Origin of the sequence: Longitalea luteola, from assembly GCF_017356035.1 — a bacterium.
GTDB lineage: Bacteria > Bacteroidota > Bacteroidia > Chitinophagales > Chitinophagaceae > Niastella > Niastella luteola.
Window position 1 is genome coordinate 116,637 of the sequence record NZ_JAFIQX010000004.1, and the last position, 25,711, is coordinate 142,347.

Consider the following 25,711-nt stretch of genomic DNA (forward strand, 5'->3'; position numbering starts at 1 on the left):
TTAAAAGCCTTAACATTTTTCCCCATAAACCGCTTGTGGAGTGATTATTGTTTTTCTTCCAGCGGAGGAATTGTTTATGGAACATGCTAAGGCACTACAGGTACTTTCCAGGCAACATAAAGAAGACAGGCTCAAATGCCGTGAATTTTTGAAAGACATCCAGCAGCAACGCGACAAATCCGGCATCCGGCAACGGATCGTTCAATTCTGGAAGAACGAGTTGCAAAAACATGTGGATGCTGAAGAAGCGATATTATTCCCTTTTCTGCAGAAACATCATTTTCCCTTCAATTTCGTGAATATCCTTAAGCGTGAGCACGATACCATCCGCCTGCTGGCAGAACGCCTTCATCGGCAAGATGAAGATTATTACCTGTATAACGCCTTCGTTAAACTGGTTGATCAGCACAGCCATTTCGAAGATGAGATCATTTTCAGAAAAATGGAAGAGGTGATACCCCCACAGGAACTAAGCCAGCTCAACGTTTCAATGGCTGCTGTGGCGAGATAATAACGTCGTAAAACCTGCGCAAATGTTAAACGCTTACCTCATTTAGAGCATTGAATTTATTTGCGAAGTACGATCTAGGGCATTGCGTTCCGCGTTAAGCCTAAGCGTTTTGCATAAAATTATGTAGTTTAGCTCCTGCTAGTGCCGGAGAAAATATTACATAATGACAAAGATTCTGCTAATTAAGACAGGAGCAGCCGGTGATGTTGTTCGCACAACTGTTTTACTAAATGCCCTGCAAGGGTCCGTTACCTGGGTTATCGACAGCAGGTATTCCGCTATTTTACCAGTCAGGCATCCGAACCTGCACCGTGTAGTAAACCTCGACAATGCTCTTGAAACCTTACAGCACGAGATCTTTGATCATACCATTTCCCTTGAAGAAGATCCTGTTTGCGCTTTGCTCGCCTGTAAAATACCTACCAAGAAATTAACCGGCATCTTCCTGGAAAACAAAAGGCTTACCTATACACCCGATTCGGCTTGTTGGTTCGATCTGAGCCTGGTATCAACCCTGGGCCATTCAGCCGCCAATGAGGCCAAAAAACGTAACACTGCCAGCTTTCAGCAATTGCTGTTGAATATGTTCGGCCTGCCTTTTACGGGCGAAGCGTATAGCATTTACCGGAATATACAAATAAGACCCGATCACCGGGTGATCGGTATTGAAACAAGGGTAGGAGTGCGTTGGCCCAATAAAGGCTGGAGCGGTTACCCCGCTCTGACAAAAAAAATACAGCAGCTGGGGTATGAGGTGCGGTTACTGGAGCAACGGAATACGATCACAGCATACCTCGATGATATTGCCGGCTGCGGGTTTATTATTTCCGGCGATACGCTGGCCATGCATGTGGCCATGGCCTATCACATTCCTTCCATTGCTATTTTTAACTGTACCAGTCCGGCCGAGATTTACGATTACGGCACCCTCAAAAAGATCGTGAGCCCGCTTTTGTTACAGGCGTTTTATAAAACGAGCTTTTCGCAGGCTATTATCGATTCGGTTTCTACGGAAGAAGTATATACCGCTTTTTTACAACACAAGGGTGTTAGCTCACTGCAAAAAGTGTAGCGTTCCTTTCCCGCACTTTCGCAATCGTATATTCCCGGGAGTTGGCCAGCGCCTGTTGCTCCCAGGCAGTGTAAGCCGTTTTGTTCTGCATCATGGCGGCCAGAAAATTTACCAGGTGATCAATAGAAGTGTACCTGAAACAACTGCTTTCCAGGCTGGCCGGAATGCGCAAGGCATAAGGAGCAATAAAGGGGCGGGCATGTTTGATCACATCGAACATATTGCCCGATGATTTTGTAAGACCATACGTTTCTGGAATGGCATAACATATGGCCGTATGAATCACAGAGGGCACAAAAATAAAATGAGCCCTGTTCAGTTGCCGGTCAAACTCGTCCTGCAGCACCAGGCGCGTATCATAAACCGTTATCCTGGCATAGGTTAATTTCATGGCAGCTGCCTGCTGGATCACGGCCTTGCCATAGCCATCGTTGTGGCCGCCTAACAATGTAATATGCAACCGCAGTTGTTGCGCCTCGGCGGCTTTTAGCAACTCAAACGTTTGATTATAATCCCGCCGCTTTTTATCCAGCGAACCGGGCACCACCAGGTGAATGTGATCGTCAATGGTGAGTGTATGTTGTTCGCTTTCAAAAACAGCGCCGGGCACATTGTGGATCTGCATTTGTCCGCCCGTGGTTTCGCGTAGATAGGCAATCATGGTGTCGGACACCACATTGTATTCGCTCACGCGTTTAATGAGGGCTTTTTTCCCAATGTGCTGCACCAGTTGCCGAAAACGGTACGACCAGCGCGACTTGAACAGGCAGTTGATGTCGTGAACAGTGATCACCACACGGGCAATGCGCAGCGCGCCGATGACCCATGCATAAAACAGGTGGTTATTACTGATGGTATTGAGGTAAAAAAGATCCAGTTCATGTTTTTTGGCGGCTTTGTACAATTGGCGAAAAAAGCGCCATTTACCGCCGGAAGTATCAAGGATCTCCCATTGAAAGCAGCTCACGCGTTCCCTGAACAGGTCGGCAAACCGGTTATAAGTATCCGCATCGGTAAAGATCACGAGCTGATTGGCAGGCATATCAAACAACTGAATGACCGGGTAAGCGCCTTCAAAATGCTCCATTTCAAAAATGCCTGTTTTCATAATGCTATATATATTATGTTTGCAACGTACATAAAGGGCGCACCCATTACCGGTTTAAACTTGGCAAACTTAAAAAAAAATTTATTCTATAATTTTTTACTCTCCTGCAGCCAGGTGTTGATGCCGCTTATTTCCATTCCCTATATCTCCAGGGTGCTCAATCCGGAAGGAATTGGCAGGGTAAGCTTCATTGATTCGTTAAGTTATTGTTTTGTAGCCATCGCCGAATTTGGTATTGTCACCTATGGCATCCGGGAAATCGCCAGGGTAAAAGACGATAAAGACAAATTACGGAAGCTGGTATCGGAACTGCTTGTTTTGCATTGCATCACGTCGGGCATTACACTTATCCTCTACGGGTTTGCCGTTTTTATACTTTGGCAAAAGATCCAGGACATAAGACTGGTCTTTTTTTCGGTGACGTTCTTACTGATCAACAGTTTTGCCTGCGAATGGTATTTTTGGGGGCTTGAAAAGTTCCGGTATATAACCATCCGCTCATTCATCAGCCGTTTACTGGGTCTTATCGCCTTATTTATTCTGGTAAAAGCGCCTTCGGATTACTACATTTATTATGGTATTATCACAACAGCCGCCATTATCAACCTCCTTACCAACCTGGTGAATGTATTCAGGGAATTACCATTGACCTTGCAGGACCTGCAATGGAAACGCCACCTGAAACATGCTTTAACCACTTATTTCATCAGCATGGTGGCTGGCATTATGGTTTGGCTCGATAATGTGCTGCTGGGGATTATGAGTACTGCGGTTGTGGTGGGCATTTATTCCATGTCAATAAAAATGATGAAGGTAGGGGTTAGCCTTTTCACCGATATCTTCCTGGTTTTATATCCCCGTACTGCCACCTTGTTATACCAGGAAAAAGACAAAGAATTACAGGAAACCATTTTACGATCTGTTCAACTTATTCTTATCATTACCATTCCGGCAACGGTTGGTATTTTTCTGTTGGCTGAACCGTTGGTAAAAGCAGTGCTGGCTAACAGCTTTTTGAAAGCATCGGTAAATATCCAGATCCTGGCATTACTCCCCCTGCTAAAGACGTACGGGTTCTTCCTTAATAAACAAATATTAATGGCCCACGGCAAGGAAAAACTTACATTGTACGGGCTGATCATCGGTAGTATAGTGTATATTTTATTGATGCTTACCTTATCTTATTACCTGCATGACAGGGGCGCCTGTATTGCCATGATACTCGGGGAATTTATAGTGCTGTCAATGGGTTACTGGTATGTAAAAAAATACTTTCCCGGCATGAAGATCTTTGATAAAGTTACTTTTCTTCAATCGCTGGCCGCTTCGCTGTTATTCATCCCGGTAGTTTGGCTGGTGAAAATGGTTCTTAGCTCACCCGTTTTAATAGTCCTGTCGGCCCTGGCGATCTGTGTACCCATTTACTTTATTATGCAACTATGGGTTATGAAAAATAAACTGGTTAAATATTTATATACAACTGCGATCGCCAACCTGAAGAAAACGCCTGTAAATACCCAATAATTATTCGCCGGAAAATGCCAGTCGCAAAAAAATATTTTATAAAAGAACATCTACACCGAGAAGTATTTCACGGCGGCATAGGCAATGTAGATGCTGAAAAGATCTTTATAACACAAGGGTATCAGGCTATCGAGTTTCCGGGAACGTTTGATTTTTCGTTTCGGTCAAAATGGAAAAGGCTGCTCCATTTGTTCAGGCTTTTTTTCAGCATCGCGTCCCGTGATGTGGTCGTTTTTCAATTTCCTTTATATGCAAAAGCCCATGAGCTGTTAATAACGCTGTTGCGTATTAAAGGGGTACAGATCATTTGCCTGATCCTAGATATTGATGGGTGGCGAAATGGCAATGAGACGATCCTTGAAAAAGAAAAGAAAGCATTCCGCCGGTTCCGGTTCTTTATTGTTCATAATGAACGAATGCAACAATGGATACAGGCTATAGTGCCGAATGCCAATACTGCACAGCTGCAGTTCTTCGATTTTCTGGCCACACCCTGTAACCAGCACCGGTCAAAGGACAACCGCATTATTATTGCCGGCGACCTGCAAAAAACGGCTTTTATTCAAAAGCTCGGGCAGGTTCCGCAATTATCATTTTCCATTTACGGCGAAGGTTATACAGCGAATGTGTTCCCTGCCAATGCAGAATATAAGGGAGTGTTTCCGCCCTATGAACTCGTGCATCATTTGCAGGGCTCGTTCGGACTGATCTGGTATGGTTCAGACATCGACAACTTTGCAGGCAGTTATAGTAGTTATCTTACGGCTATCAGTCCGCATAAACTGTCGCTGTTTATCATGGCGGGCATTCCCCTGATGGTACCGGCGACCTCGGCCAGCGCTATACTGGTAAAACAATATGGTATCGGCTGCACGATCGACCGGCTGTCGGATATTGAAGAGGTTATCAAAAATATAAGCGAAGAAGATTATCAAAAGATGGTTGCCAATACCCGTCCTTTGGCCGCGCAAATAAGCCAGGGTTATTTTCTGAAGAAAGCGCTCACTGAACTCGAACAAAAAATTTATGAAAATTAACCAGTGTACAATTGAGCACCATTAATTCCACAAAATTGGCATCGGCTATTAACCAGAAACCAACCGGCAGCAGGATCGACAATAACAGCAGGTAGCGATCGAACTTATAGGTAAAAAAACCGACTATAAACACTCCTTCCATAATAAATCCCGCTATATACGCCGTATTTATCCAGGCAGGATGTTGTAATGCCCATTGGTAAAGGCCGGCTTTCCAGGAGCTGGGTTCATAGTATAACAAAGCAACTGCATTCTTCTTTAAAATGTGTAAACCCTGGTCGGGATGCAACCATGAAAGGCGGAACAATTTCCACAAGAACGCATCGGTCCAGATAAACAAGAGAAAATACCGCAAGCCCCTCCATAGAAAATTAAAGGTCTTGTAATTAGCCGTAGTAAAGGGAATGGCGATCATCAGCCACCCGATCTTATGATTGGTATGATGGGTACCGAATGTATTGAAGGTAATAAAATAAACAAAGTACAACGCTATGAACGACCATACATACCCGCGCTTTTGTGGATACAGGAGCGACAGGATGCAAAACGTAAAAAGCGCCAGGTCGAACAGGCAGGCTACTGCATAATGACCGGTAATGAATTCAGGAATACCGAACCAGTGCATGACCCAATAGGTTAGATCAACATACGGAAATCTGATAACAGGTTGCTGTAGCTGGTGCACGAGGTTGCCGGAAAAGAAAGACCAGGTGAGCGACGTAAGCAGCAACGCGAACACCACACGGGCAATACGAGTTTGTTGCCACGGTGTATAAAAATTTATATTGGTTACGGCTTTTCCCATTTTTCGAAGAGGTACACAGAGTCAGTTACCAGTTTGTTATCAGTATAATGTGCTTTTACTACATCAATGCGAATGGAATTGACCGGCTGACCGGTTGCCTGATGCAGGTAGCGGGCATACCAGTATAAAAATGCCTGTTGTTGTGGCTGGGTATTGAACAGGGAAGATTCGAGGAAGCGGATCTGCGCATAATGTTGCTGCAATTTCGTTTGAAGAAAGGTGATGGTTGGATCCTGGTGATTGTTGTCTTTTATTCTTTTGTAATAGGCCAGGGGAGCAGACAGGTAAAAACGGGTATCGGTGTTAGCATGATCATACATGTTTACCACCGTGCTGTCGTTGATAGTCGTCCTCAGCAGCTCATACTGTTCAACGGGCTTCTCCTTTTCAGAATACATACCCCATACAAAAAAAGGTGTCACTTCATCGCCTGCTACATTTGCGGCCAGGGTAAGGGTGGCAAATGTAATAAGGAGGTAACACAGTTTTGGGTTGTGCCGCCATAGCTGGTAAAGGAAGGTGTTCTTCATCGTTTTGCAAACCTACTTCAACTTTCCAACCAGGTCAATATACTCCTGCATGGCAGTTTCCTTTGGCTTTCCCTTCAGCTCTTGCCAGGCGTTGAACTTGGCTTTGGCAACAAAGTCAAAGGCATTGGTTGGCGGTTCTATATTAATATCGCCTTCGGTAGCCTGTTTATAGAGGGCATATAATTGTAACAGGATGTCGTTCCCGGGTTTTTCGGTCAATGTTTTACTTCGGGCAACGGCCTGATCGAATTGTTCCTGGATATTCATATGAGACTCGCTTTGTTTTGGATGTTGCGAAAATAGGCGTTTCCGGCCACTCGGGGCGCTAAAAGGCACTGCATCCGGGTCAATCGGGCTGTTGTTTTTCAAACTACAGGACAGTTCATGAAGGCTCGTATTAATTTTGTAATAAATTTATCGCGAATATGCTATCAGGGAGATGATTTATATCATGTGTTATATTAAATAATATCCGAACTTTAAAAGAAATGTCATTTCATGAGAACGGTAGACGATCTTATTGCCAGTAAACCACGTGCGGAAAACATTATTAAGCCAGATGCCTTGGTGATCGATGCCCTGCGCGAGCTCGACCAGGTAAACCTGAGTTACCTGATCGTCATGGAAGGAAATACCTACAAGGGCGTATTTTCAGAGCGTGATTACAGTCGTAATGTAGTATTAAAAGGCCGCAGCAGCAATTCGGCCAAAGTACAGGAAGTAATGACCACTGAGCTGCCGGTAGTATCGCCCCAGGATACGGTGGAGCATTGCATGACACTGATGACAAGGAACAAAGCCCGTTACCTGGTAGCCCTCGACAACGACCAGTTCATGGGTATCATTACCATTCATGATCTGCTCAGGCTGGTGTTAGCCAATAAAGCCGAGGCGTTTGATGATACACTTGCCAACAAGTTAATTGACATTAACGAAGGGCGGGGTAGAATTTATTAGTTCAAAGTTTATAGTTTAAAGTTCATAGTTCCCTCCTGTAAGCCGGGAACTATGAACTCGAAACTTTGAAAACTTTGAACTTTGAACTTTGAACTGTAAACTGTGAACTGTAAATTGTGAACTATAAACCAGCCCGCAGACAGGATTACCAATTATCAGTTCTAAAAGGGCAAACCGGCAATCCTTCTTTCCCGAACAAATTACCCATAGCCGTATTGGTGAAGCCGTATCGTACAGCCACAGGTTCTTTCACCTGCTTGCTGGAAACAACCAGCTGGTTGTTCTCGATCTTTGTATCGGCCGGATAGAATTGACGGTCATTGCCGGCGACATACACTTCTGTAACGGTTTTTCCCTTCACCATTAAACCGGTGGGTGCGTTATCAAATGAAATATAGGCTTTGCCTTTCTTCACTTCCATGCTTTTGAATTCAGGACTTTTATAAACAATGCCTTCTTTCTTATAAGTTTCATGCAACGCCCAGTTGGCAAGCCGCGCGCCTACATCATGTTTATTGGTAGGATGAATGTTATTGGTATCGGCTACCAGGTCGGTAATAACAACCATGCCTGTATGCGGCAACGCCATGGATCTTGTCTGCTGTTCGCGTAACAAAGCGCCTATCAACGGGCTGTTGTATTTATATGGTGCAATTTGTACATAGTAAAAAGGAAACTCTTTATTCCACGCCTTGCGCCAGCTTTCGATCATAGTTGTAAATAATTTGCCATAAGTGGCGGCAGTTTCCGTATTGCTTTCCCCCTGGTACCAGATAGAACCGGCAATACCATATTTCGTAATGGGTGCAATCATGGCATTATAGGTATACCCCGGGGTAATTGGCCAGCGGGCATCGTTCTTTTGTTTGGCAGCGGCAGCCTTGAGGTCGGCATCACTGAACACCTTCTCTTCGGGCGTCCATACTTCAGCAGGTGTACCGCCCCAGCTGGCATTGATCAAACCAATAGGAACGTTCAGGTCCTGGTTCAGCTTTTTGCCAAAGAAATAACCAACGGCACTGAAGAACTTCAGGGTATTGGAATCGCAGATGGTCCATTTGGCAGCGCAATCATCCTGCGGATGAACAGCAGTGGTCTTTGGAATATGAAAGAAGCGGATGTTCTTATTATAGCAGGTAGGTAATTCAGCAGCGATATCGGGTAGTTTATTATAATAATTCCATTCCATATTTGACTGGCCTGAGCAAACCCATACTTCACCGATCATTACATTTTCGAGTACAATCGGAGCCGGGGTATTGCTGCCCCAGATGGTAATGGTATAAGGCCCGCCGGCAACAGGCGTTTGTACAGAAAATTGCCAGTTGGCATCGCGTGTAGCCTTTAAAGTATCGGATCTGTTATTCCAGGAAGTAGTAATAGCAATCTTTTCACCGGGGCTGGCCCAGCCCCATAATTTTACGGATGATTGTTGCTGCAGCACCATATTGCTGCTGATGACTGCGGGCAAACGGATGGCGGCATGGGAAGCAATTACAAGCGAACAAAAGAAAAGAAGCAAAGACCATTTTTTCTTCATATTAAATAGCAATTTTTTGAACAGAAGAAGCTTTTCGATACGAAAAGGTTGTTTGTATTATAAAAAAAGCCGATGGATGTCCACCGGCTGAAATCTATTGCAATTGACAACAGGCAAAAAATCGCAACGTTCGATCATTAGCAAGCCTTGTCAATTGCCTATTGCTAATTGTTTATTGGTTCGGGTTTCCAGTTAAAAGTCACGTTCACTTCAATATCGGGATGAATGCTGTACATAACGGGGCAGGTATGAGCGGCACGTTCCAGAATGGTCTTTTGTTTTTCATCTACCTGCAGGGTATCGGGAAAATGAAATGTTAAATTTATACCACCAATACGACGTGGATCGGCTTTCATGATCTTCTCAACATCTATCTTAATGCCTTTGATATCAAGATTCATATCCCTTGCTTTAATACCCATTATAGTAAGCATGCAGGTTCCCAGGGCGGTTGCCACCATATCGGTAGGGGAAAAACGTTCACCCATGCCCTGGTTATCTGGTGGCGCATCAGTTTCAATAACGGATCCGGATTTTACGTGTGTACAAACCGTTCTCAGATTTCCTTCGTAAACTACTGTTGAGGTCATTATGTATATTTTTACCTTAAATTTACGTTTAATAATCAAATCATAGCCAGTGAAGAAATTTGTTTTGTTCCTTTTGGCTGGTACGCTTGCATCTAATTTATGGGCGCAAGATAATCCAACTCCCAAATCACCAACAGCAAAAAAAGACAGACAGGCCGCAAAACGTGAGAGGATCAACAACCTGCTAAAGCAGGAAGAAGAAGGAGAGATCATTTTCGCCAGGCAAAGCGCTTTCGGAATAAAGTTAAATACCGACGGCTATGGACTTTCCTACGAAATAGGGCGGTTTAAAAGTGCCCGCGTAGCTAATATCTTCCAGCTGGAGATAAACGAAAAAAAACACAAAAAAGAAAAACGTACTTCCCTGCTGAACGGCTTTAACTTCAACAGTGTCATTTACGGAAAACTGAATAATTTTTACCAGGTAAAACTCGGCGCCGGTCAACAACGTATTATTGGTGGCAAGGGCAATAAGAACGGGGTAGCGGTAATGGCCGTTTATACCGGGGGCGTAGCCGTGGGTTTGGAAAAACCGTATTTTGTTGATGTGGTTGACCAGGCCAACCAGCGCTATCGTAAAACATACCCCGAAATCATCGACAGCAACTATTTTGAGCAGGGCGCATCAGGGTTTACGGTAGGCTGGGACAAAGTAAAACCAAAATATGGCGTACATGCCAAAGGCGCGCTTCGTTTCGATTATGGCCGGTTCAATGAAACCGTAGCAGCGATTGAAGTAGGGCTGAATGCAGAATATTATGTGCAGAAAGTAGCGCAGATGGCTTATAACCCGGAAAAGAATTTTTTCTTTAACGCGTATATCTCTTTATTACTGGGCCGGCGAAAATAATTTACCCCCGGGGCCCTAAAGGGGGAAAGCCCCCCAATCCCCCTAAAGGGGCAGCTGTAAACGTTAAAAAGGAGGACTTCCAATAACAGGAGATCCTCCTTTTTTATTTGTTACCGGTAACCGGGCACCAGTTACCGGGCACCAGTTACCACGCACCGATTACCACCGCATCGATTACCAGGCATCAGTCACTGGTTACCATTCCGCTTGCCCAGTTACAGGCAGCTTACAAATCAAAGTCGGCTGTACGGATGAAAGAAGTATAAACTGTAAACTATAAACTGTGAACTGTGAACTGCCTATTGATTGTTGATTGCCAATTGATTTTATGTTATTTTTGTAGGCGATTTGCCATGCTGTTTGCAATAGATGGCTATATATCAAACTGTTACAATCAGACTCAGCAACCTTTTGGGTTTTGATGTGTTATTATACCTGGCCCCCGACCCGTCGGGACAAGTTGTAAACACCCTAAGGTTTAATCAGAATAAAAAGACTTATGCAGGAATTACCCGTTATCAGTAGCGTAAATGAATCGACTTCTGTTGTAAAAAAGCCCAACTGGCTGCGTGTAAAATTACCCACCGGCGAAAACTACCGGCATGTACGCAACCTGGTTGACACTCATAAACTGCACACCATTTGTGAAAGCGGCAATTGTCCGAACATGGGCGAATGCTGGGGCGAAGGTACAGCCACCTTCATGATCCTGGGTAACGTATGTACCCGCAGCTGCGGTTTTTGCGCAGTAGCCACCGGCCGGCCCGATGCCGTTGATTGGGACGAACCGCAACGCGTGGCAGAAGCCATTCACCTGATGAAAGTTAAACACGCAGTCCTCACCTCGGTTGACCGCGACGAGCTGAAAGACGGTGGCAGCATCATCTGGCACAATACCATCAAAGCCGTTAAAGCATTAAATCCCGATACTACACTCGAAACCCTGATACCTGACTTTAAAGGAAAGGCTGAAGACATTCAACGCGTAATTGACGCGGCGCCCGAAGTGGTATCACACAATATAGAAACTGTTGAACGCCTCACCCGCCAGGTTCGTATTCAGGCCAAATACCGTCGCAGCATGGAAGTGCTGAAGATCCTGAAACAGGGTGGAATGCGCACCAAAAGCGGCATCATGTGCGGTTTGGGCGAAACCAAAGAAGAAGTTCTGCAAACCATGCAGGACCTGCGCAACAGTGGTGTCGATGTGATCACCCTGGGCCAATACCTGCAACCCACTAAAAAGCATTTACCAGTGCTTCGGTTCGTGCATCCCGATGAATTTGCTGAGTATCGCGAAGCCGGTTATAACATGGGTTTTGATTATGTAGAAAGCGGACCACTCGTTCGTTCTTCTTACCACAGCGAACGCCACGTGATTCCGGGTTACGGAAAAGAACAGTGGTTAAAGCAAAAGGAAATGATGATTTCTTAAATTATGATTATCTTCCGGTAAAGTATTGACAGAAGTACAAAGTATGAAGTGATTTCGATTTCGGGATTTTGAGATTTCGGGATTTATGGTTTTGCCGGAATCCACTTCAGATGACTCTGAAATCGCTAAATTTCATACTTAATACTTCCTGCTACACCATCCTAATTCCACTTCAACATTCAATTGCTTGCCCGACATTCAATATTAACATTGCTCTACCTTTTACCAGCTTCAGGGTTTACGCAATTGAAGTGGATAAAAGCCAACAATGAATTCGATAGCCTGCCAGCATCCATCCGCATTTTTAAGACGTCCGATTCCTTGAACGGCCGGCCTTTCAGAGCCTGGTGTGCCGAGGTAAAACTGAAAGACAAACAGCTCGATTTTACTGCACAAACAGGCGAAGGCAACAGCTACACGCCATCCGAATTTTATAACCGGGAGGGAAAGCCGTATATCGTCGTTAACGGCGGTTATTTCTCCCCGCAAACCCGGCAGAACCTGAACCTGATCATGCGTGAGGGAAAGATAGTAGCCTATAATGTGCCTGCCCTGAAAAGCCTGCTCAGCGATTCCTTTTATTATGCCACCCGCAGCGCATTTGGCATTTCGAAAAACCGGCAGGCCGATGTAGCCTGGGTATTCACAGATACGGCCAAACGATGGCCTTATGGATTTCAAACCCATCCCATTATTGCCAAAGGCAGCAATCCAGACCCCTCATTTACCGACCTGCATACCATTGAACAATGGAACTGGTGGAAAATGCATACCGCCATTGGGGGAGGACCAGTACTGGTGCAGGAAGGGGCGGTATTTATTACCAATAAAGAAGAACAGTTATACGCCTTTGAAAGGAATGACCGGCATCCGCGCACGGCGATCGGCTATACCAGGAACCACCGCTTGATCATACTGGTTATCCAGGGCCGTTCGCCCGGTATTGCGGAAGGCGCCACACTCGATGAAGAAGCCCGTATACTGGTTGACCTTGGTTGTGTGGAAGCCATCAACCTCGATGGCGGCGGCAGCAGTTGTATGCTTATTAATGGGAAGGAAACGATTGTTCCTTCTGATGAAACGCAGCGACCCGTTGCCAGTGTGTTCATGGTTCTCAGAGGCCGGAAATCGGAGACCGGAAATCGGAGGTCAGAGGTCAGAGGTCTGAAGTCGGAGGTCAGAAGTCGGAGATGATGGGTAAAGAGCTCGATATATAAGAAAAGGACCCATGTTGATACGATCAACTTGGGTCCTTTTTGTATTTGTATTATGTATTTCCGAATTCGGACTTCCGACTTCAGTTTCAGACAACCTTATCCGTCTTCACTTCCCATACCAAAGCGCTGGCACCCAGGATCGCTGCATCGGCTTCACGCAGTTCAGAGAACAACAGCTTCACCTTGTTCTGGAAGATCGGCAGCAGGTTCTTTTCCATATGCTCACGGGTTGGCTTCAGGATCAGATCGCCCGCTTTGGTCATGCCACCGAATAAAATAATGGCTTCCGGCGAAGAGAACATCACAAAATTGGCCAGCGCCAGACCCAGTACTTCCCCAGTGAATTCATACACTTCTTTGGCTATGGCATCGCCCTGCATCGCGCATTCGTAAACGATCCGGCTATCGATCTCTTCCTTGGCATAGTTACGCAACAGGCTGTCGCGTTTTAAGTCGCGGTCAAGGAATTCCAGGGCGGTGAGCGTTACGCCGGTAGCAGAAGCATAGGATTCCAGCGAACCCCGTAAACCGGTGCCTTTATGTAAGCGGCCGCCGGGAATAATGGTGGTATGTCCCAGTTCACCCGCAAAACCATCGTGACCATAGATCAGCTGACCGTTTGCCACGATGCCGCTGCCCACGCCGGTGCCCAGGGTGATCATTATGAAATCGCGCATGCCACGGGCCACGCCATACATCATTTCGCCTACAGCAGCTGCGTTGGCGTCATTGGTAAGGGAACAGGGAACGCCGAATTTATCGTTCATCAGCTGGATCAATGGAACCAGTCCTTTCCAGGGCAAATTCGGCGCATATTCAATAGTGCCTTTGTAATAATTTCCGTTGGGAGCGCCAATACCGATACCCCTGATGCCATTGATGCCGCCAACCTGGTCGATGGCCGGCGCCAGCGCAGCAGCCAGCTCATCAATATAATCGTTTACATCCTTGTGTTTGCGGGTTGAAATGGCCCCCCGGTATGAAATATCTCCGCGGTGATCTACAATCCCAAATACGGTGTTCGTGCCGCCAATATCAATTCCAATGGCATACTCTTGTTGTCTCATTGCATTAATCAGTTTCTTTAGTTTCAGTCATTATCCGGCTTGATCTGCCGTTTTATTTATACCAGCAGTCCCAATTCATGTTGTCCCCGCGTGGGCCAGGGCCTATAGTTTTTGCGGCGTGAAGATACCATCTATTTGTGTATTAATGACCTCCTGCGCTCTCTAGTTTGTCATAATCAATGCCTTGGCTTTTTAAAATGGCCTTGGCGCGAATGGCATAGAAGGCGAGGTAGGCAAAACAAAGCACTCCTACGATGAAGGAAGCCTGAATACCTATTACCTCCGGACCTGCAAGCCAGCCCTGCAATAAACTAATGAACCCGCCGCCCATGATCATCATGATCAGGAAGCTGGCGCCTTCGTTGGTATGCCGTCCTAAGCCGGCAATGGCCAGGGTAAAGATACACGGCCACAGGGTAGAGCAGAAGAGTCCCACGCTGGTGAAGGCATACACACTGATCCAGCCATCGGCCAGCATCCCGATGATCAAACCGGCCATACCCAGGCCAGAGAAGATCAGCAACTGGCGTGCAGGATTGCCCTTGCTGAGCAGGTCGCCAATGATCAGCGCCACGATCACGCCGGCATAAATATAAAACGGAGTTATATCGTGATTGGCGATCTTATTGATCAGCAGGAAAACACCAAAGGCCAGGTAAGGCATAATAAATCGCAATACTGATTTTACACTGGCGCTGATAGGAAAGGCGCCGATGGAGGAAGTCCAGCGGCCCATCATCAGGCTCGCCCAGTACAGCGACACCCAGGGGGCAATGCTTTCGGTAGGAAAAGGATTGCCATTTTCATCTTTGAGGTGTTCGGTCATAAACTGAGGCAGGTTGCTGGCCGTAGCCACTTCCACGCCCACATATATAAAAATGCCGATCATGCCCAACCACAGCTGTGAGTAGTTCAATGCACTTCTCCTGGTAACCATAGGGCTGGCAATATCGGTAGGCGTTGCTACCTTGCTGGTATCATCAGCATGTTCTATCTGATTGGGAATAGGAGAGAATTTGAATATGATCGCTACTAATATAAAGGCGGCGCCTAATATCAGGTAGGGTACTTTTACGGCGCCGATGTCGGCCACTTTAGCAGCGGTACCACCAGTCACAGAACCAAAAATAGCCAGGCTCACGATCACTGGTCCGAGGGTAGTCCCAAAATTATTGATACCGCCAGCCATGCTTAAACGCTGAGCCCCTGTTTTTGGATCACCCATTACAATGGCCAGCGGATTGGCAGCCGTTTGCTGCAGGGAAAAGCCCAGCCCCACAATAAATAACCCGGTGATCATGATCAGGAACGATTCGGTTTCTGCAGCAGGATAAAACAGCAATGTTCCCAATGCAGAGATCACCAGCCCCAGGGCTATACCATTTTTATAACCCATTTTATTAAGGATATCGCCGCCGGTAGCTTTACTGATCAGGTAATAAATAACAGAACCAACCGTATAAGCTACATAGAATGCAAAGGAGATCATCTGGGATTGCCAGGGCTCCAGGTTTAATTTCTCCCTGAATACCGGGATCAGGATATCGTTACTGGCAGCAACGAATCCCCAGAAAAAGAATACAGAGATCAAAACAGCAAATTGCGACCATTTCGTTTGTTGGCTCATTTAAAGGTTGGTTTTAGTCAAAAAGATGTTTTAAAAGTAATAAGATTTTTGCCATTGCTGGCAGCGACTGTTGTTATGTTGCACGTTCAAATTGCCAAGTTACCGCTTTAGCAGCTTGCAGGCACAAATTTTTATATTCTCCCAGTTTATACCTAGACGCGAAGCAGCTCGTTTACCGGTGTCATAAGCAGTCGTCTTTGTAATCATTTTTTTTATATCTGTGTGTGTTGTGGTTTACTTTCATAATTAATTCAGTAGCTTAGAGCCAGTACAACCAACTGGAATCATTATTTAAAAAGGCTGTCAAGAATGGATATCTTACATGTAAGCGCGGAATGTTACCCAGTAGCTAAGGCAGGAGGGTTGGGAGATGTAGTAGGGGCCTTACCAAAGTACATGAATGAACTGGGTCATACGGCCCGGGTGGTAATGCCTATGTATCGTACCAAATTCTTATATGCCAATGATTGGGATGTGGTGCATAAAGGCCGCACCAACATGGGCAATTGGTGGTTCGAGTTTACCATTATCAAGGAAAAGACCAATAAACTGGGTTTTGAACTGTACCTCGTAGATGTAAATGGCTTGCTCGATCGCGAAAAAGTGTATGGGTACGACGACGATACAGAACGTTTTACCGCTTTTCAGATCTGTGTGCTCGACTGGCTCAATGCCTGGACGCAAAAGCCGGATATTCTCCACGTGCACGATCATCATACCGGATTAATACCCTTCATGGTAAGGCATTGCTTTAAGTACAGACCACTGGCAGGCATTAAAACTGTCCTTACCATTCACAACGCTCAATACCAGGGCTGGATGTCCTGGAGCCGCAGCATCCTGATTCCCCAATGGGATATGTGGAAATGGGGCATGCTCGACTGGAACAATACCATCAACCCGCTGGCCAGCGCCATAAAATGCGCCGACAAAGTAACCACGGTAAGTCCCAGTTACCTGGCCGAACTCAGATACATGAGCAATGGACTGGAAGCCCTGTTCGAGTATGAAAAAGGGAAATGTGTGGGCATCCTTAACGGCATCGACGACAAGGTATGGGACCCTCGGGAGGATACCTATTTACAGCACCATTATTCAATAGGCGATCTGGAAGCCGGCAAAGCAAAAAATAAAATGCTGCTGTGCGACCAGTTCAGTCTTGATTTTGATAAACCCCTCATTGGTTTTATTGGCCGCCTGGTAGGGGAGAAAGGCGCCGACCTGCTGCCACAGGTGATCAGCGATTCGTTTTACTATATAGGCAGGCGAATGAATTTCCTCGTATTGGGCAGCGGCTTCCCCGAAGTTGAAGCCGGTTTGAATGCGCTAAAACCATTATCGCAATACGATTACAATGTATTTATCGGTTATAATGAAGGGTTAAGTCATACCATGTATGCCGGGCTTGATTTTTTGTTAATGCCTTCACGGGTAGAACCATGCGGACTGAACCAGATGTATTCGATGCGCTATGGGACCGTACCAATGGTACGTCGCACTGGCGGATTAAGAGATACCGTTATTGATATGGGCGATGTAAACGGTTACGGTATCTGTTACACCCATGCCAGCGTTCCCGATGTTACTCATGCAGTATGGCGGGCAGCCGAACTATACCACGACAAAGAAAAAATGCATCACATCAGACAATATATGATGAAGCTTGATTTTAGCTGGGAGACGAGTGTCAAACATTATATTGATGTCTATACTGCGCTAGTAATATAATTATTGTATAACTTAGAAGAAGAAGAACTCGGATTAAAATTTCAACCATGAGCAAACAAGTGATTGCTGTTATTCTGGGAGGTGGAGCCGGTACGAGGCTATATCCCCTGACCGCCAGCCGTTCGAAACCCGCTGTGCCTATCGCCGGAAAATATCGTTTGGTAGACATTCCCATATCAAACTGTATTAACTCGGGCATCAACCGCATGTTCGTTTTAACCCAGTTTAACTCGGCATCGCTGAACAAGCATATTAAAAACACCTATCACTTCAGTATTTTCAGCAGCGCCTTCGTTGACATCCTGGCGGCAGAGCAAACGCCCGATAACCCTTCCTGGTACCAGGGTACTGCCGATGCCGTACGCAAATCGTTACGGCACCTCAGCCAGCATGACTTCGAATACGTTTTGATCCTGTCGGGCGACCAGCTGTACCAGATGGACTTTCAGGATATGATCAACAAACACCGTGAGTCGGGTGCAGATATTTCTGTTGCCACCATTCCGGTGCCCGCCAAGGAAGCATCCGATTTTGGTATTCTGAAAGCAGACCCTGACGGCCACATTACCTCGTTCATTGAAAAACCGAAGCAGGACCTGTTGCCCGACTGGAAGAGTGAGACCAGTGAAGAAATGCAAAAGCAGGGCAGGGTATATCTCGCTTCAATGGGTATCTACATCTTCAACCGCAAGCTGATGTTTGATCAGCTGCTGGATGAACATAAAAATGCCACCGACTTTGGCAAGGAGATCCTGCCCAAATCGATCGGGGTGCATAAAATAATGAGTTATGAGTACGATGGATACTGGACCGATATAGGACATATTTATTCGTTCTTCGAAGCCAACCTCGCGCTTACCCAGGATATTCCGCCTTTCAATTTATTCGACAATAGCAATCAGGTATATACCCGCGCCCGCATGCTGCCGCCGGCCAAGATCAGCGGCACCACGCTCGAGAAGACGATCATTGCAGAAGGCAGCATCATTAACGCCAGCCGCATCGAGAACAGCGTGATCGGCATCCGCAGCCGTATTGGACATGGCACTACAGTGGTAAGCAGTTACATTATGGGCTCCGATTACTTTGAGACCATTGAAGAAATGCAGCATTCCGTTGAACGCGGACTACCCAAGCTGGGTATTGGCGAACGTTGTTACATTCGTAATGCCATTGTTGACAAGAACTGCCGCATCGGTAATGATGTACGCATCAATGGCAGCAATCACCTCGAAAATACCGATCATTCGTTATACACCATAAAAGACGGAATTGTCGTCGTGAAAAAAGGGTCTATTTTACCAGATGGGTTTGTGATATAATGCCCCCGGGCCCCTAAAGGGGAGAGCTACCGCCCTTTAAAAAGCATAACAAATTTCAGCAGGCATACAATGCTGAAATTTAATAAAAGGCATGTTACTTCAGTTAACATGCCTTTTATTTATGTCAAAAACCCGCCCGAACAGACTACCGAGTTTAATGAACACTTGCCAAAGCGCGCCAGCGGCTCCCCCTTAAGGTGGCCGGGGGGTATAAAAAAGCCCGACCACACAACAGATCGGGCTTTACCAATACCTACTGATAACCTATATAATTCTCATGTGCTCTACTCGGTTGAAACCTGCCTTCACCAGATAACCTTACGACGCTGATAGTATTGTAACGGTTACACGGTTGGCACCTAACTGTAACGCCTGAGCCATGCTTCGGCCCGGGCACTTCTTACAGTAACCAACCCGGTGCCGGAAATTATAACCGTAATAATCAAGGCACTATATTGGAGCAGCTTCCGGTAACTGTTCGATTTCGATACGACCAGTGTACGGAAAACAATAGGCAATAGGCAATCCTCCCTTCAAAAATCAATCTCCGTTCGCTATCCGCTGACTTAAAACTTAGAACTTAAAACTTAGAACTTAGAACTTTGAATTTTCTTGTACCTTGTATCTTCTCAAAGCGATTGCATTATGGAACCATCCCCCATTGTATTGGACACTGAAAAGGCCATACAGGCAAAGCCCCATTTCAACTTCTGGCAGATCTGGAATATGTGTTTCGGCTTCTTTGGAATACAGTTTGGCTGGTCGTTACAAATGAACAATATGAGCGCCATTTACGAATACCTGGGCGCATCGGCCGAACAGATCCCCGGCCTGTGGCTGGCGGCTCCCATGACCGGCCTCATCGTTCAACCCATTATCGGTTACCTCAGCGATCGAACCTGGCATCCTACCTGGGGCAGAAGAAGACCCTATTTTTTGATCGGCGCCATTTTAAGTTCCATCGCTTTGTTCATCATGCCCAATTCCTCCGCCGTATGGATGGCCGCAGGCACCCTGTGGATCCTGGACTCATGCATCAATGTTAGTATGGAACCGTTTCGGGCATTCGTAGCCGATAACCTGAATGAACGGCAAAGGCCCTTCGGTTATGCCATGCAAAGCATGTTCATAGGAGCTGCTGCTTTTATTGCCGGTTTTTTACCCGGACTGCTGGTAAACTGGTTTGGCGTCTCCCGCGACCAATCAGCCGGTGGTATTCCGCAAAACATTATGTGGTCTTTTTATATCGGCGGAATTATGTTCCTGGTAGCAGTATTATATACCGTACTGCGCAGTAGAGAATATCCGCCAACCGATCCCAACTGGCGGCAACAGCTCAATGCAGAGCATGGCAGCGGCTTCAGCGGCGCCATAAAGGAGATCACGGCATCGGTCATGCACATGCCGGCCCAAATGAAAAGACTGGCACTCGTACAGTTCCTAACCTGGCCAGGCCTCTTCCTCATGTGGTTCTATTATACCACCGGCGTAGCCCGCGATATTTTTAAAGGCGATCCCGGCACCTCCAATGAAGTATACACACGGGGCATTGAACATGCCAATGCAACGGCTTCAGTGCTCAACCTGGTCACCTTTCTATTTTCACTCACACTTTCCTTCTGGGTAGCCAAACTGGGCAAAAAAATGACCCATACGTTTTGCCTTATCATTGGCGGCATTGGCCTTACTACCGTAAAGTATATCAGCGATCCCGGAATGCTGTATGTATCTATGAGTATGGTAGGCATTGCCTGGGCTTCCATTCTGTCGATGCCTTATTCCATGCTGGCAGGGTATTTACCTGCTAATAAGATCGGCATTTACATGGGCATCTTTAATTTCTTTATCGTTCTGCCAGAGATCATTGCCTCGCTGTTCTTTGGAAAAATAATGCAGTCATTGCTGCATAACGACCGGTTACTCGCCGTGCAGATCGGCGGCGGCTTATTGATTATAGCAGGTATTATATGTGCGTTCATTGTAAAAGAAAAAACAAATGAAGACTTGCTGTAAGGAACTCCTCCTATTAATTATCACTTGTTTATTGGTTCTACATACATCGGCCCGGGATAGCCTGAAAGTATACCCATCGCATTGGTGGGCGGGCATGAAAAATACCAAACTGCAATTGCTGGTGCGGGCGCCCGATATCAGATCGGCGAGGCAGGTAACGTTGAAACCTTATGCCGGCGTAAAGCTTACCAGCGTACATACGTACAAAAATCCCAATTATCTCACCATTTATCTCGACATCAGCAAAACCGCGGCGCCGGGCAGGCTTACATTTACTTTCAGGAACGGCGCAACGCAGGTGACGCAATTGTCGTACACCTTAAAAGCGCGCAGCACACAGAATGGCAAAACCCGCATCAGGGGCGTAACTTCTGAAGATCTTATCTACCTCATCATGCCCGACCGCTTCAGCAATGGTGATGTAAATAATGACCGTATCACAGGATTGCGCGATCAGAGCCTTGACCGCTCCGATTATTTCAAACGCCATGGCGGCGACCTGAAGGGTATTCAAAACCATCTCGACTACCTGCAGCAATTGGGCGTAACGGCCATCTGGTTGAACCCGGTGTTGCTGAACGACATGCCCGACCGCACCGAGCATGGATATGCATTTACCGATCATTATACCATTGACCCGCGGCTGGGCGGCGCCAAAGCCTACCAGGAACTGATTGACAGCTTACACAATCGCGGTATGAAGATCATTCAGGACGCCGTGTACAACCATGTAGGTATTGAACATTTTTTATACCGCGATATGCCCGACAGCAGTTGGTTCCATTGGTGGCCGGCTTATACCAATACCACCTACAAAGACCAGGTATTGATGGACCCCTATGCCGCCCTCAGCGATAAAAAAAGAATGAGTGATGGCTGGTTCACTTCCGTGATGCCTGATGTGAACCAGGGCAATCCATACGTAGCCAGCTTTCTTATACAACATGCTATCTGGTGTACCGAAGAATTCGGCCTCGATGGCTGGCGCATCGATACGTACGCTTATAATGACCTTGACTTTATGAACCGGTGTAACAAAGCGTTGTTGGACGAATACCCCCAACTGCATTTGTTCGGCGAAACCTGGGTGCATGGCATTCCCAACCAGAGTTATTTTGTACGCAACCGGTACAATATGCCGTATAAAAGCAATCTGCCTGGCGTAACCGATTTTCAGCTGAATTTGTACGGTATAATACCGGCAATGACCCAGGGTTTTGGCTGGACAGAAGGGGTGAACCGCCTCTATCTCACCGCTACAAACGATTTTGTGTACACCGATGCCATGAAGAATGTGCTGTTCCTGGACAACCACGACCTGAGCCGTTTCTTCAGCATAGTAGGCGAAGACATTGCCAAATTAAAAATGGGATTGGCCTGGCTGCTTACCTTTCGCGGCATTCCGCAATTGTATTATGGAACCGAGATCCTGATGAAAAATTTTGCCAACCCCGATGGGCTGGTCAGGTTGGATTTCCCCGGCGGCTGGCCGGGCGATGCTTCCAACAAATTTGAACCCGGCGGCAGAACAGGCGCAGAAAATGACGTGCACAATTATGTAAGAACGCTTGCCAATTTTCGTAAAGGCTCCAGTGCTTTGAAAACCGGTAAACTGATGCAGTATGTACCTGAAGATGGCGTGTACGTATATTTCCGGTACAATGCACAGCAAACGATCATGTGTGTTATGAACCCCAATGACCAGGAAAAAGAACTGGATATGCGCCGGTTTGAAGAACGCACCAAAACCTTCACCAAAGCCCGCTCTGTGATCGACGGCACAGAAAAGGATATCACAAACAAGCTGAAAATACCGGGGAAAATGCTGTGGGTAGCGGAGCTGATCCGGTAAAGGCAATTGAGACAACGATACGGTGGTCGTACATAACGAACGGCGGCCCTCGGCTTCAACCCGACAGTATAGGATGGGCCGCAACATGGATTTATATAAATTAGCAGGATGAAGAAAACGCTTGTTGCCTGTTATGTGATGCTACTCACAAACGTCCTTCCCGCACAAACAAAATGGCCTGCAATTAACCAGCAAACCAAACCCTGGACACGATGGTGGTGGATGGGCAGCGCTGTTGATGAAAAGAACAGCAGTTCCTCCTTACAACAAATGAACAGGATCGGTTTTGGCGGCGTAGAGATCGTTCCCATCTATGGCGCCAAAGGATATGAAAACCGGTACGTAAAATACCTGTCGCCGCAATGGATGAAAATGCTCGACCATACCGTTCAACAATCGAATGCATTGAACATGGGCGTGTATATTTCGGTAGGGTCCGGCTGGCCTATTGGCGGTACACACGTTACTATCCAGGACGCTGCGTCAAAATTATTTGTACAGCAATATGAACTGAAGGCTAATACGCCATTGGCAGAGAAGATCAGCATAAAAGATCCAAAGCAGCAGGGCTTTGCCACATTGAGCGCCCTCATGGGTTTTAACAAAGCTGGTAAAGCCATCGATCTAACCAATAAAGTAGATGCCAGCGGCACCTTACAATACAATACTTCCGAAGAACTGCAACTGTATGCCCTGTTCACCGGTAAAACCAGGCAGGCGGTAAAAAGAGCTGCGCCTGGCGGGGAAGGATACACCATCGATCATTTCTCTACGGCGGCAACAGCCAATTACTTTAAGATCTTCGATACCGCCTTCGGCAATTCATCGCATGGCGTAAAGGCTTTTTTTAATGACAGCTATGAAGTGTATAACGCCGATTGGACACCCGATTTTTTTAATGAGTTCTTGAAACGCCGTGGGTATGACCTGCGGCTTCATATCAACCAGTTCCTGGCCGCTGATTCCACGAATGATGCCACTGCCCGGTTGAAATCAGATTACCGCGAAACGCTGTCAGACCTCATGCGCGAAAATTTCTCCAACGTCTTTACCAAATGGACCAACAATCGCAATACACTATCGGTAAACCAGGCGCATGGTTCACCAGGTAACCTGCTCGATCTGTATGGCGCCTTCGATATTCCCGAAACAGAAACCTTTGGCAGCAGTTATTTTCCCATCCGTGGCCTAAGAAGAGACAGCGGCGATATTCGCAATGTAGACCCCGATCCCAATATGTTGAAGTTTGCGTCTTCTGCAGCGCATGCATACGGCAAACCATTAACGAGCTGCGAAACGTTTACCTGGCTCACCGAACATTTCAAAACATCGTGGAGCCAGTGTAAGCCCGAAGTAGACCAGGTTTTTCTCTCGGGCATCAATCATGTATTTTACCATGGCACCACATACAGCCCTGACGATGCAAAATGGCCCGGCTGGTTATTTTATGCATCGGTGAATTTTGTGCCCAACAACAGCTTATGGCCGCATTTAAAAGGTTTGAATGATTATATCGCGCGCTGCCAGGCCGTATTGCAGGCAGGTGAACCCGATAATGAGATCCTGCTGTACTGGCCGGTATACGATGCCTGGCACCATGCAAAAGGTATGGATATGCCGTTGAAAGTGCATGACGTTGATGAATGGCTGCATCCTACCAACTTTTATAAGCAGGTGGTGAGCTTACAAAAAGCCGGTTACTCGCTTGATTTTGCTTCCGACAGAATGCTGGCGCAGGCCGGTACCAAAAATGGCATCATCAGCGTACATGACAAAGGCGCCAAACACAAAGTATTGCTGGTTCCTGCCTGCGAAAAAATGCCCGTAACTACTTTCAGTAATATCCTGCGACTGGCAAAAGAAGGCGCGGCCGTAATTATAGAACAATTCCCCAAAGATGTACCCGGCTACCATGACCTGGAAAAACGAAGACAGGAACTGAAAGCATTGATTACTGCACTAAAAATGGCAGAGACAAAACCGCAGCCGCAGATCGTTTCGGTTGGTAAAGGAAAACTGATCGTAGGCAATGTAACCAGCGCATTGAACTATTTGAAAGTGGCGCCTGAACCAATGGCAGCCGGTAATTTGAAATTTATCCGCAGACAAACAGCCGAAGGAAAATATTATTTCATTGTGAATAATACTGCCAAGGACATTGATGAAACGCTGACCTTACAGGCGCCCGCCAGGGCCGTGCTGCGAATGGATCCGTTGAATGGAGACATCCACCTGCTGCCTCATACGCAAAAAGCGAATGGAACGGCCCTGAGATTGCAGCTGAGATCAGGTGAGTCAGTGATCGTAAAGCTAAGCAGCAAAGCGGAGCAGGCGCCCGCGTATAAATATCTGACACCCGCAGGCGCTTCCATCGATTTACAAAACAACCGCTGGACGCTGGAGTTTAAGGCGGGCGGTCCGCAATTGCCAGCAGCCAGACAATTGAATGCGGTTCAACCCTGGACAGGTCTCACCAGCGATTCGGCCACGCAGTCCTTTTCAGGCACCGGCGTGTACACCACCACATTTACCATCAAGAACAAAGCAGCGGACTATTTACTACAGCTGGATAAATTATATGAATCAGCCCGCATCATCATCAATGGCAAGGATGCCGGACTGATCTGGAGTCTGCCCTATGAAATGCGGCTGGGCAGGTATTTAAAAGCAGGCAAGAATACCATAAGCATTGAAGTTAATAACCTCATGGCCAATCGCATCCGCGATATGGATCGCAAGGGCGAAGTGTGGCGTAATTACCATGAGATAAACTTTGTAAATATCAATTATAAGAATTTTGACGCCAGCACCTGGAAAGTGCAGCCATCCGGCCTGGGCGGATCAGTGAAGTTAGTTCCACTGCAATAAAATACTTGTAGAAGTTTTTGTAACAGCTTCCAGGAGAAAACTGGTAGCCTTTTTAACC

21 protein-coding genes are annotated in these 25,711 nt (G+C 46.5%); 13 read left to right on the forward strand and 8 right to left on the reverse strand.

All coding sequences use genetic code 11. From position 1 onward, the window contains the following. Window positions 1-76 precede the first annotated feature (76 nt). Together JUB15_RS11885 and JUB15_RS11890 are read left to right on the forward strand one after the other, a co-directional pair. Window positions 77-511 (forward strand): hemerythrin domain-containing protein, encoded by a 435-nt coding sequence (locus JUB15_RS11885; RefSeq protein WP_207512703.1) that lies wholly within the window; start codon window positions 77-79, stop codon window positions 509-511. Between the two features lie 163 nt (window positions 512-674). Then, complete coding sequence (locus JUB15_RS11890) at window positions 675-1,583, forward strand: glycosyltransferase family 9 protein (protein ID WP_207512704.1); 909 nt, start codon at window positions 675-677, stop codon at window positions 1,581-1,583. On the opposite strand, the gene JUB15_RS11895 is transcribed toward JUB15_RS11890, so the two are convergent. Continuing rightward, window positions 1,561-2,691, reverse strand: coding sequence for a glycosyltransferase family protein (locus JUB15_RS11895; RefSeq protein WP_207512705.1), 1,131 nt, complete (start codon window positions 2,689-2,691; stop codon window positions 1,561-1,563). The two genes, JUB15_RS11890 and JUB15_RS11895, sit on opposite strands and share 23 nt — an antisense overlap. A gap of 60 nt (window positions 2,692-2,751) precedes the next feature. On the opposite strand from JUB15_RS11895, the gene JUB15_RS11900 reads away from it, so the two are divergent. Together JUB15_RS11900 and JUB15_RS11905 are read left to right on the forward strand one after the other, a co-directional pair. Then, window positions 2,752-4,215 carry a flippase gene (locus JUB15_RS11900; protein ID WP_207512706.1) on the forward strand — a complete coding sequence of 488 codons (1,464 nt, stop codon included), beginning with the start codon at window positions 2,752-2,754 and terminating at the stop codon, window positions 4,213-4,215. Window positions 4,216-4,229: 14 nt separating this feature from the next. Then, window positions 4,230-5,252 (forward strand): glycosyltransferase, encoded by a 1,023-nt coding sequence (locus JUB15_RS11905; RefSeq protein WP_207512707.1) that lies wholly within the window; start codon window positions 4,230-4,232, stop codon window positions 5,250-5,252. Here JUB15_RS11905 and JUB15_RS11910 read toward each other — a convergent pair. The 3 genes from JUB15_RS11910 to JUB15_RS11920 are packed head-to-tail and all read right to left on the reverse strand — an operon-like array spanning window position 5,218 to window position 6,854. After that, window positions 5,218-6,057 carry a hypothetical protein gene (locus JUB15_RS11910; protein ID WP_207512708.1) on the reverse strand — a complete coding sequence of 280 codons (840 nt, stop codon included), beginning with the start codon at window positions 6,055-6,057 and terminating at the stop codon, window positions 5,218-5,220. The two genes, JUB15_RS11905 and JUB15_RS11910, sit on opposite strands and share 35 nt — an antisense overlap. Then, on the reverse strand, window positions 6,042-6,587 hold the full coding sequence (locus JUB15_RS11915) for a hypothetical protein (RefSeq protein ID WP_207512709.1): 546 nt from the start codon (window positions 6,585-6,587) through the stop codon (window positions 6,042-6,044). The genes JUB15_RS11910 and JUB15_RS11915 overlap by 16 nt, the downstream gene beginning before the upstream one ends. Before the next feature lie 12 nt (window positions 6,588-6,599). After that, window positions 6,600-6,854, reverse strand: a complete 255-nt coding sequence (locus JUB15_RS11920) for an acyl-CoA-binding protein (protein WP_207512710.1) — start codon at window positions 6,852-6,854, stop codon at window positions 6,600-6,602. Between the two features lie 231 nt (window positions 6,855-7,085). Here JUB15_RS11920 and JUB15_RS11925 point away from each other — a divergent pair, with 231 nt between their 5' ends. Further along, window positions 7,086-7,544, forward strand: coding sequence for a CBS domain-containing protein (locus JUB15_RS11925; RefSeq protein ID WP_207512711.1), 459 nt, complete (start codon window positions 7,086-7,088; stop codon window positions 7,542-7,544). Between the two features lie 145 nt (window positions 7,545-7,689). Here JUB15_RS11925 and JUB15_RS11930 read toward each other — a convergent pair whose 3' ends face one another. Further along, on the reverse strand, window positions 7,690-9,084 hold the full coding sequence (locus tag JUB15_RS11930; RefSeq protein WP_207512712.1) for a sialate O-acetylesterase: 1,395 nt from the start codon (window positions 9,082-9,084) through the stop codon (window positions 7,690-7,692). 164 nt (window positions 9,085-9,248) lie between these two features. Beyond that, window positions 9,249-9,674, reverse strand: a complete 426-nt coding sequence (locus JUB15_RS11935) for an OsmC family protein (protein WP_207512713.1) — start codon at window positions 9,672-9,674, stop codon at window positions 9,249-9,251. A 49-nt stretch (window positions 9,675-9,723) separates the two neighbouring features. Here JUB15_RS11935 and JUB15_RS11940 point away from each other — a divergent pair, with 49 nt between their 5' ends. From JUB15_RS11940 to JUB15_RS11950, 3 genes are all read left to right on the forward strand, one after another. After that, the gene (locus tag JUB15_RS11940) at window positions 9,724-10,524 is read left to right on the forward strand and encodes a hypothetical protein (RefSeq protein WP_207512714.1); all 801 of its coding nucleotides are present in this window, start codon (window positions 9,724-9,726) and stop codon (window positions 10,522-10,524) included. 499 nt (window positions 10,525-11,023) lie between these two features. Next, window positions 11,024-11,959 carry a lipoyl synthase gene (lipA, locus tag JUB15_RS11945; RefSeq protein WP_207512715.1) on the forward strand — a complete coding sequence of 312 codons (936 nt, stop codon included), beginning with the start codon at window positions 11,024-11,026 and terminating at the stop codon, window positions 11,957-11,959. 246 nt (window positions 11,960-12,205) lie between these two features. Further along, the gene (locus JUB15_RS11950; RefSeq protein ID WP_207512716.1) at window positions 12,206-13,153 is read left to right on the forward strand and encodes a phosphodiester glycosidase family protein; all 948 of its coding nucleotides are present in this window, start codon (window positions 12,206-12,208) and stop codon (window positions 13,151-13,153) included. Window positions 13,154-13,262: 109 nt separating this feature from the next. Here the strand turns inward: JUB15_RS11950 and JUB15_RS11955 are convergent, their stop codons facing one another. Further along, on the reverse strand, window positions 13,263-14,243 hold the full coding sequence (locus tag JUB15_RS11955) for an ROK family protein (RefSeq protein ID WP_207512717.1): 981 nt from the start codon (window positions 14,241-14,243) through the stop codon (window positions 13,263-13,265). A 142-nt stretch (window positions 14,244-14,385) separates the two neighbouring features. Continuing rightward, window positions 14,386-15,870: an MFS transporter gene (locus tag JUB15_RS11960; RefSeq protein ID WP_207512718.1), complete on the reverse strand. Its 1,485-nt coding sequence runs from the start codon at window positions 15,868-15,870 to the stop codon at window positions 14,386-14,388. A 309-nt stretch (window positions 15,871-16,179) separates the two neighbouring features. On the opposite strand from JUB15_RS11960, the gene JUB15_RS11965 reads away from it, so the two are divergent. From JUB15_RS11965 to JUB15_RS11985, 5 genes are all read left to right on the forward strand, one after another. Continuing rightward, window positions 16,180-17,598: a glycogen synthase gene (locus JUB15_RS11965; protein ID WP_207512719.1), complete on the forward strand. Its 1,419-nt coding sequence runs from the start codon at window positions 16,180-16,182 to the stop codon at window positions 17,596-17,598. Between the two features lie 47 nt (window positions 17,599-17,645). Further along, window positions 17,646-18,920: a glucose-1-phosphate adenylyltransferase gene (locus JUB15_RS11970; RefSeq protein WP_207512720.1), complete on the forward strand. Its 1,275-nt coding sequence runs from the start codon at window positions 17,646-17,648 to the stop codon at window positions 18,918-18,920. A gap of 645 nt (window positions 18,921-19,565) precedes the next feature. Further along, on the forward strand, window positions 19,566-20,933 hold the full coding sequence (locus JUB15_RS11975; protein WP_207512721.1) for an MFS transporter: 1,368 nt from the start codon (window positions 19,566-19,568) through the stop codon (window positions 20,931-20,933). A gap of 31 nt (window positions 20,934-20,964) precedes the next feature. Continuing rightward, a complete protein-coding gene (locus tag JUB15_RS11980; RefSeq protein ID WP_242696324.1) occupies window positions 20,965-22,785 on the forward strand; it encodes a glycoside hydrolase family 13 protein in 1,821 nt (606 codons plus the stop codon). Window positions 22,786-22,893: 108 nt separating this feature from the next. Further along, the gene (locus JUB15_RS11985) at window positions 22,894-25,653 is read left to right on the forward strand and encodes a glycosyl hydrolase (protein WP_207512723.1); all 2,760 of its coding nucleotides are present in this window, start codon (window positions 22,894-22,896) and stop codon (window positions 25,651-25,653) included. Window positions 25,654-25,711 lie beyond the last annotated feature (58 nt).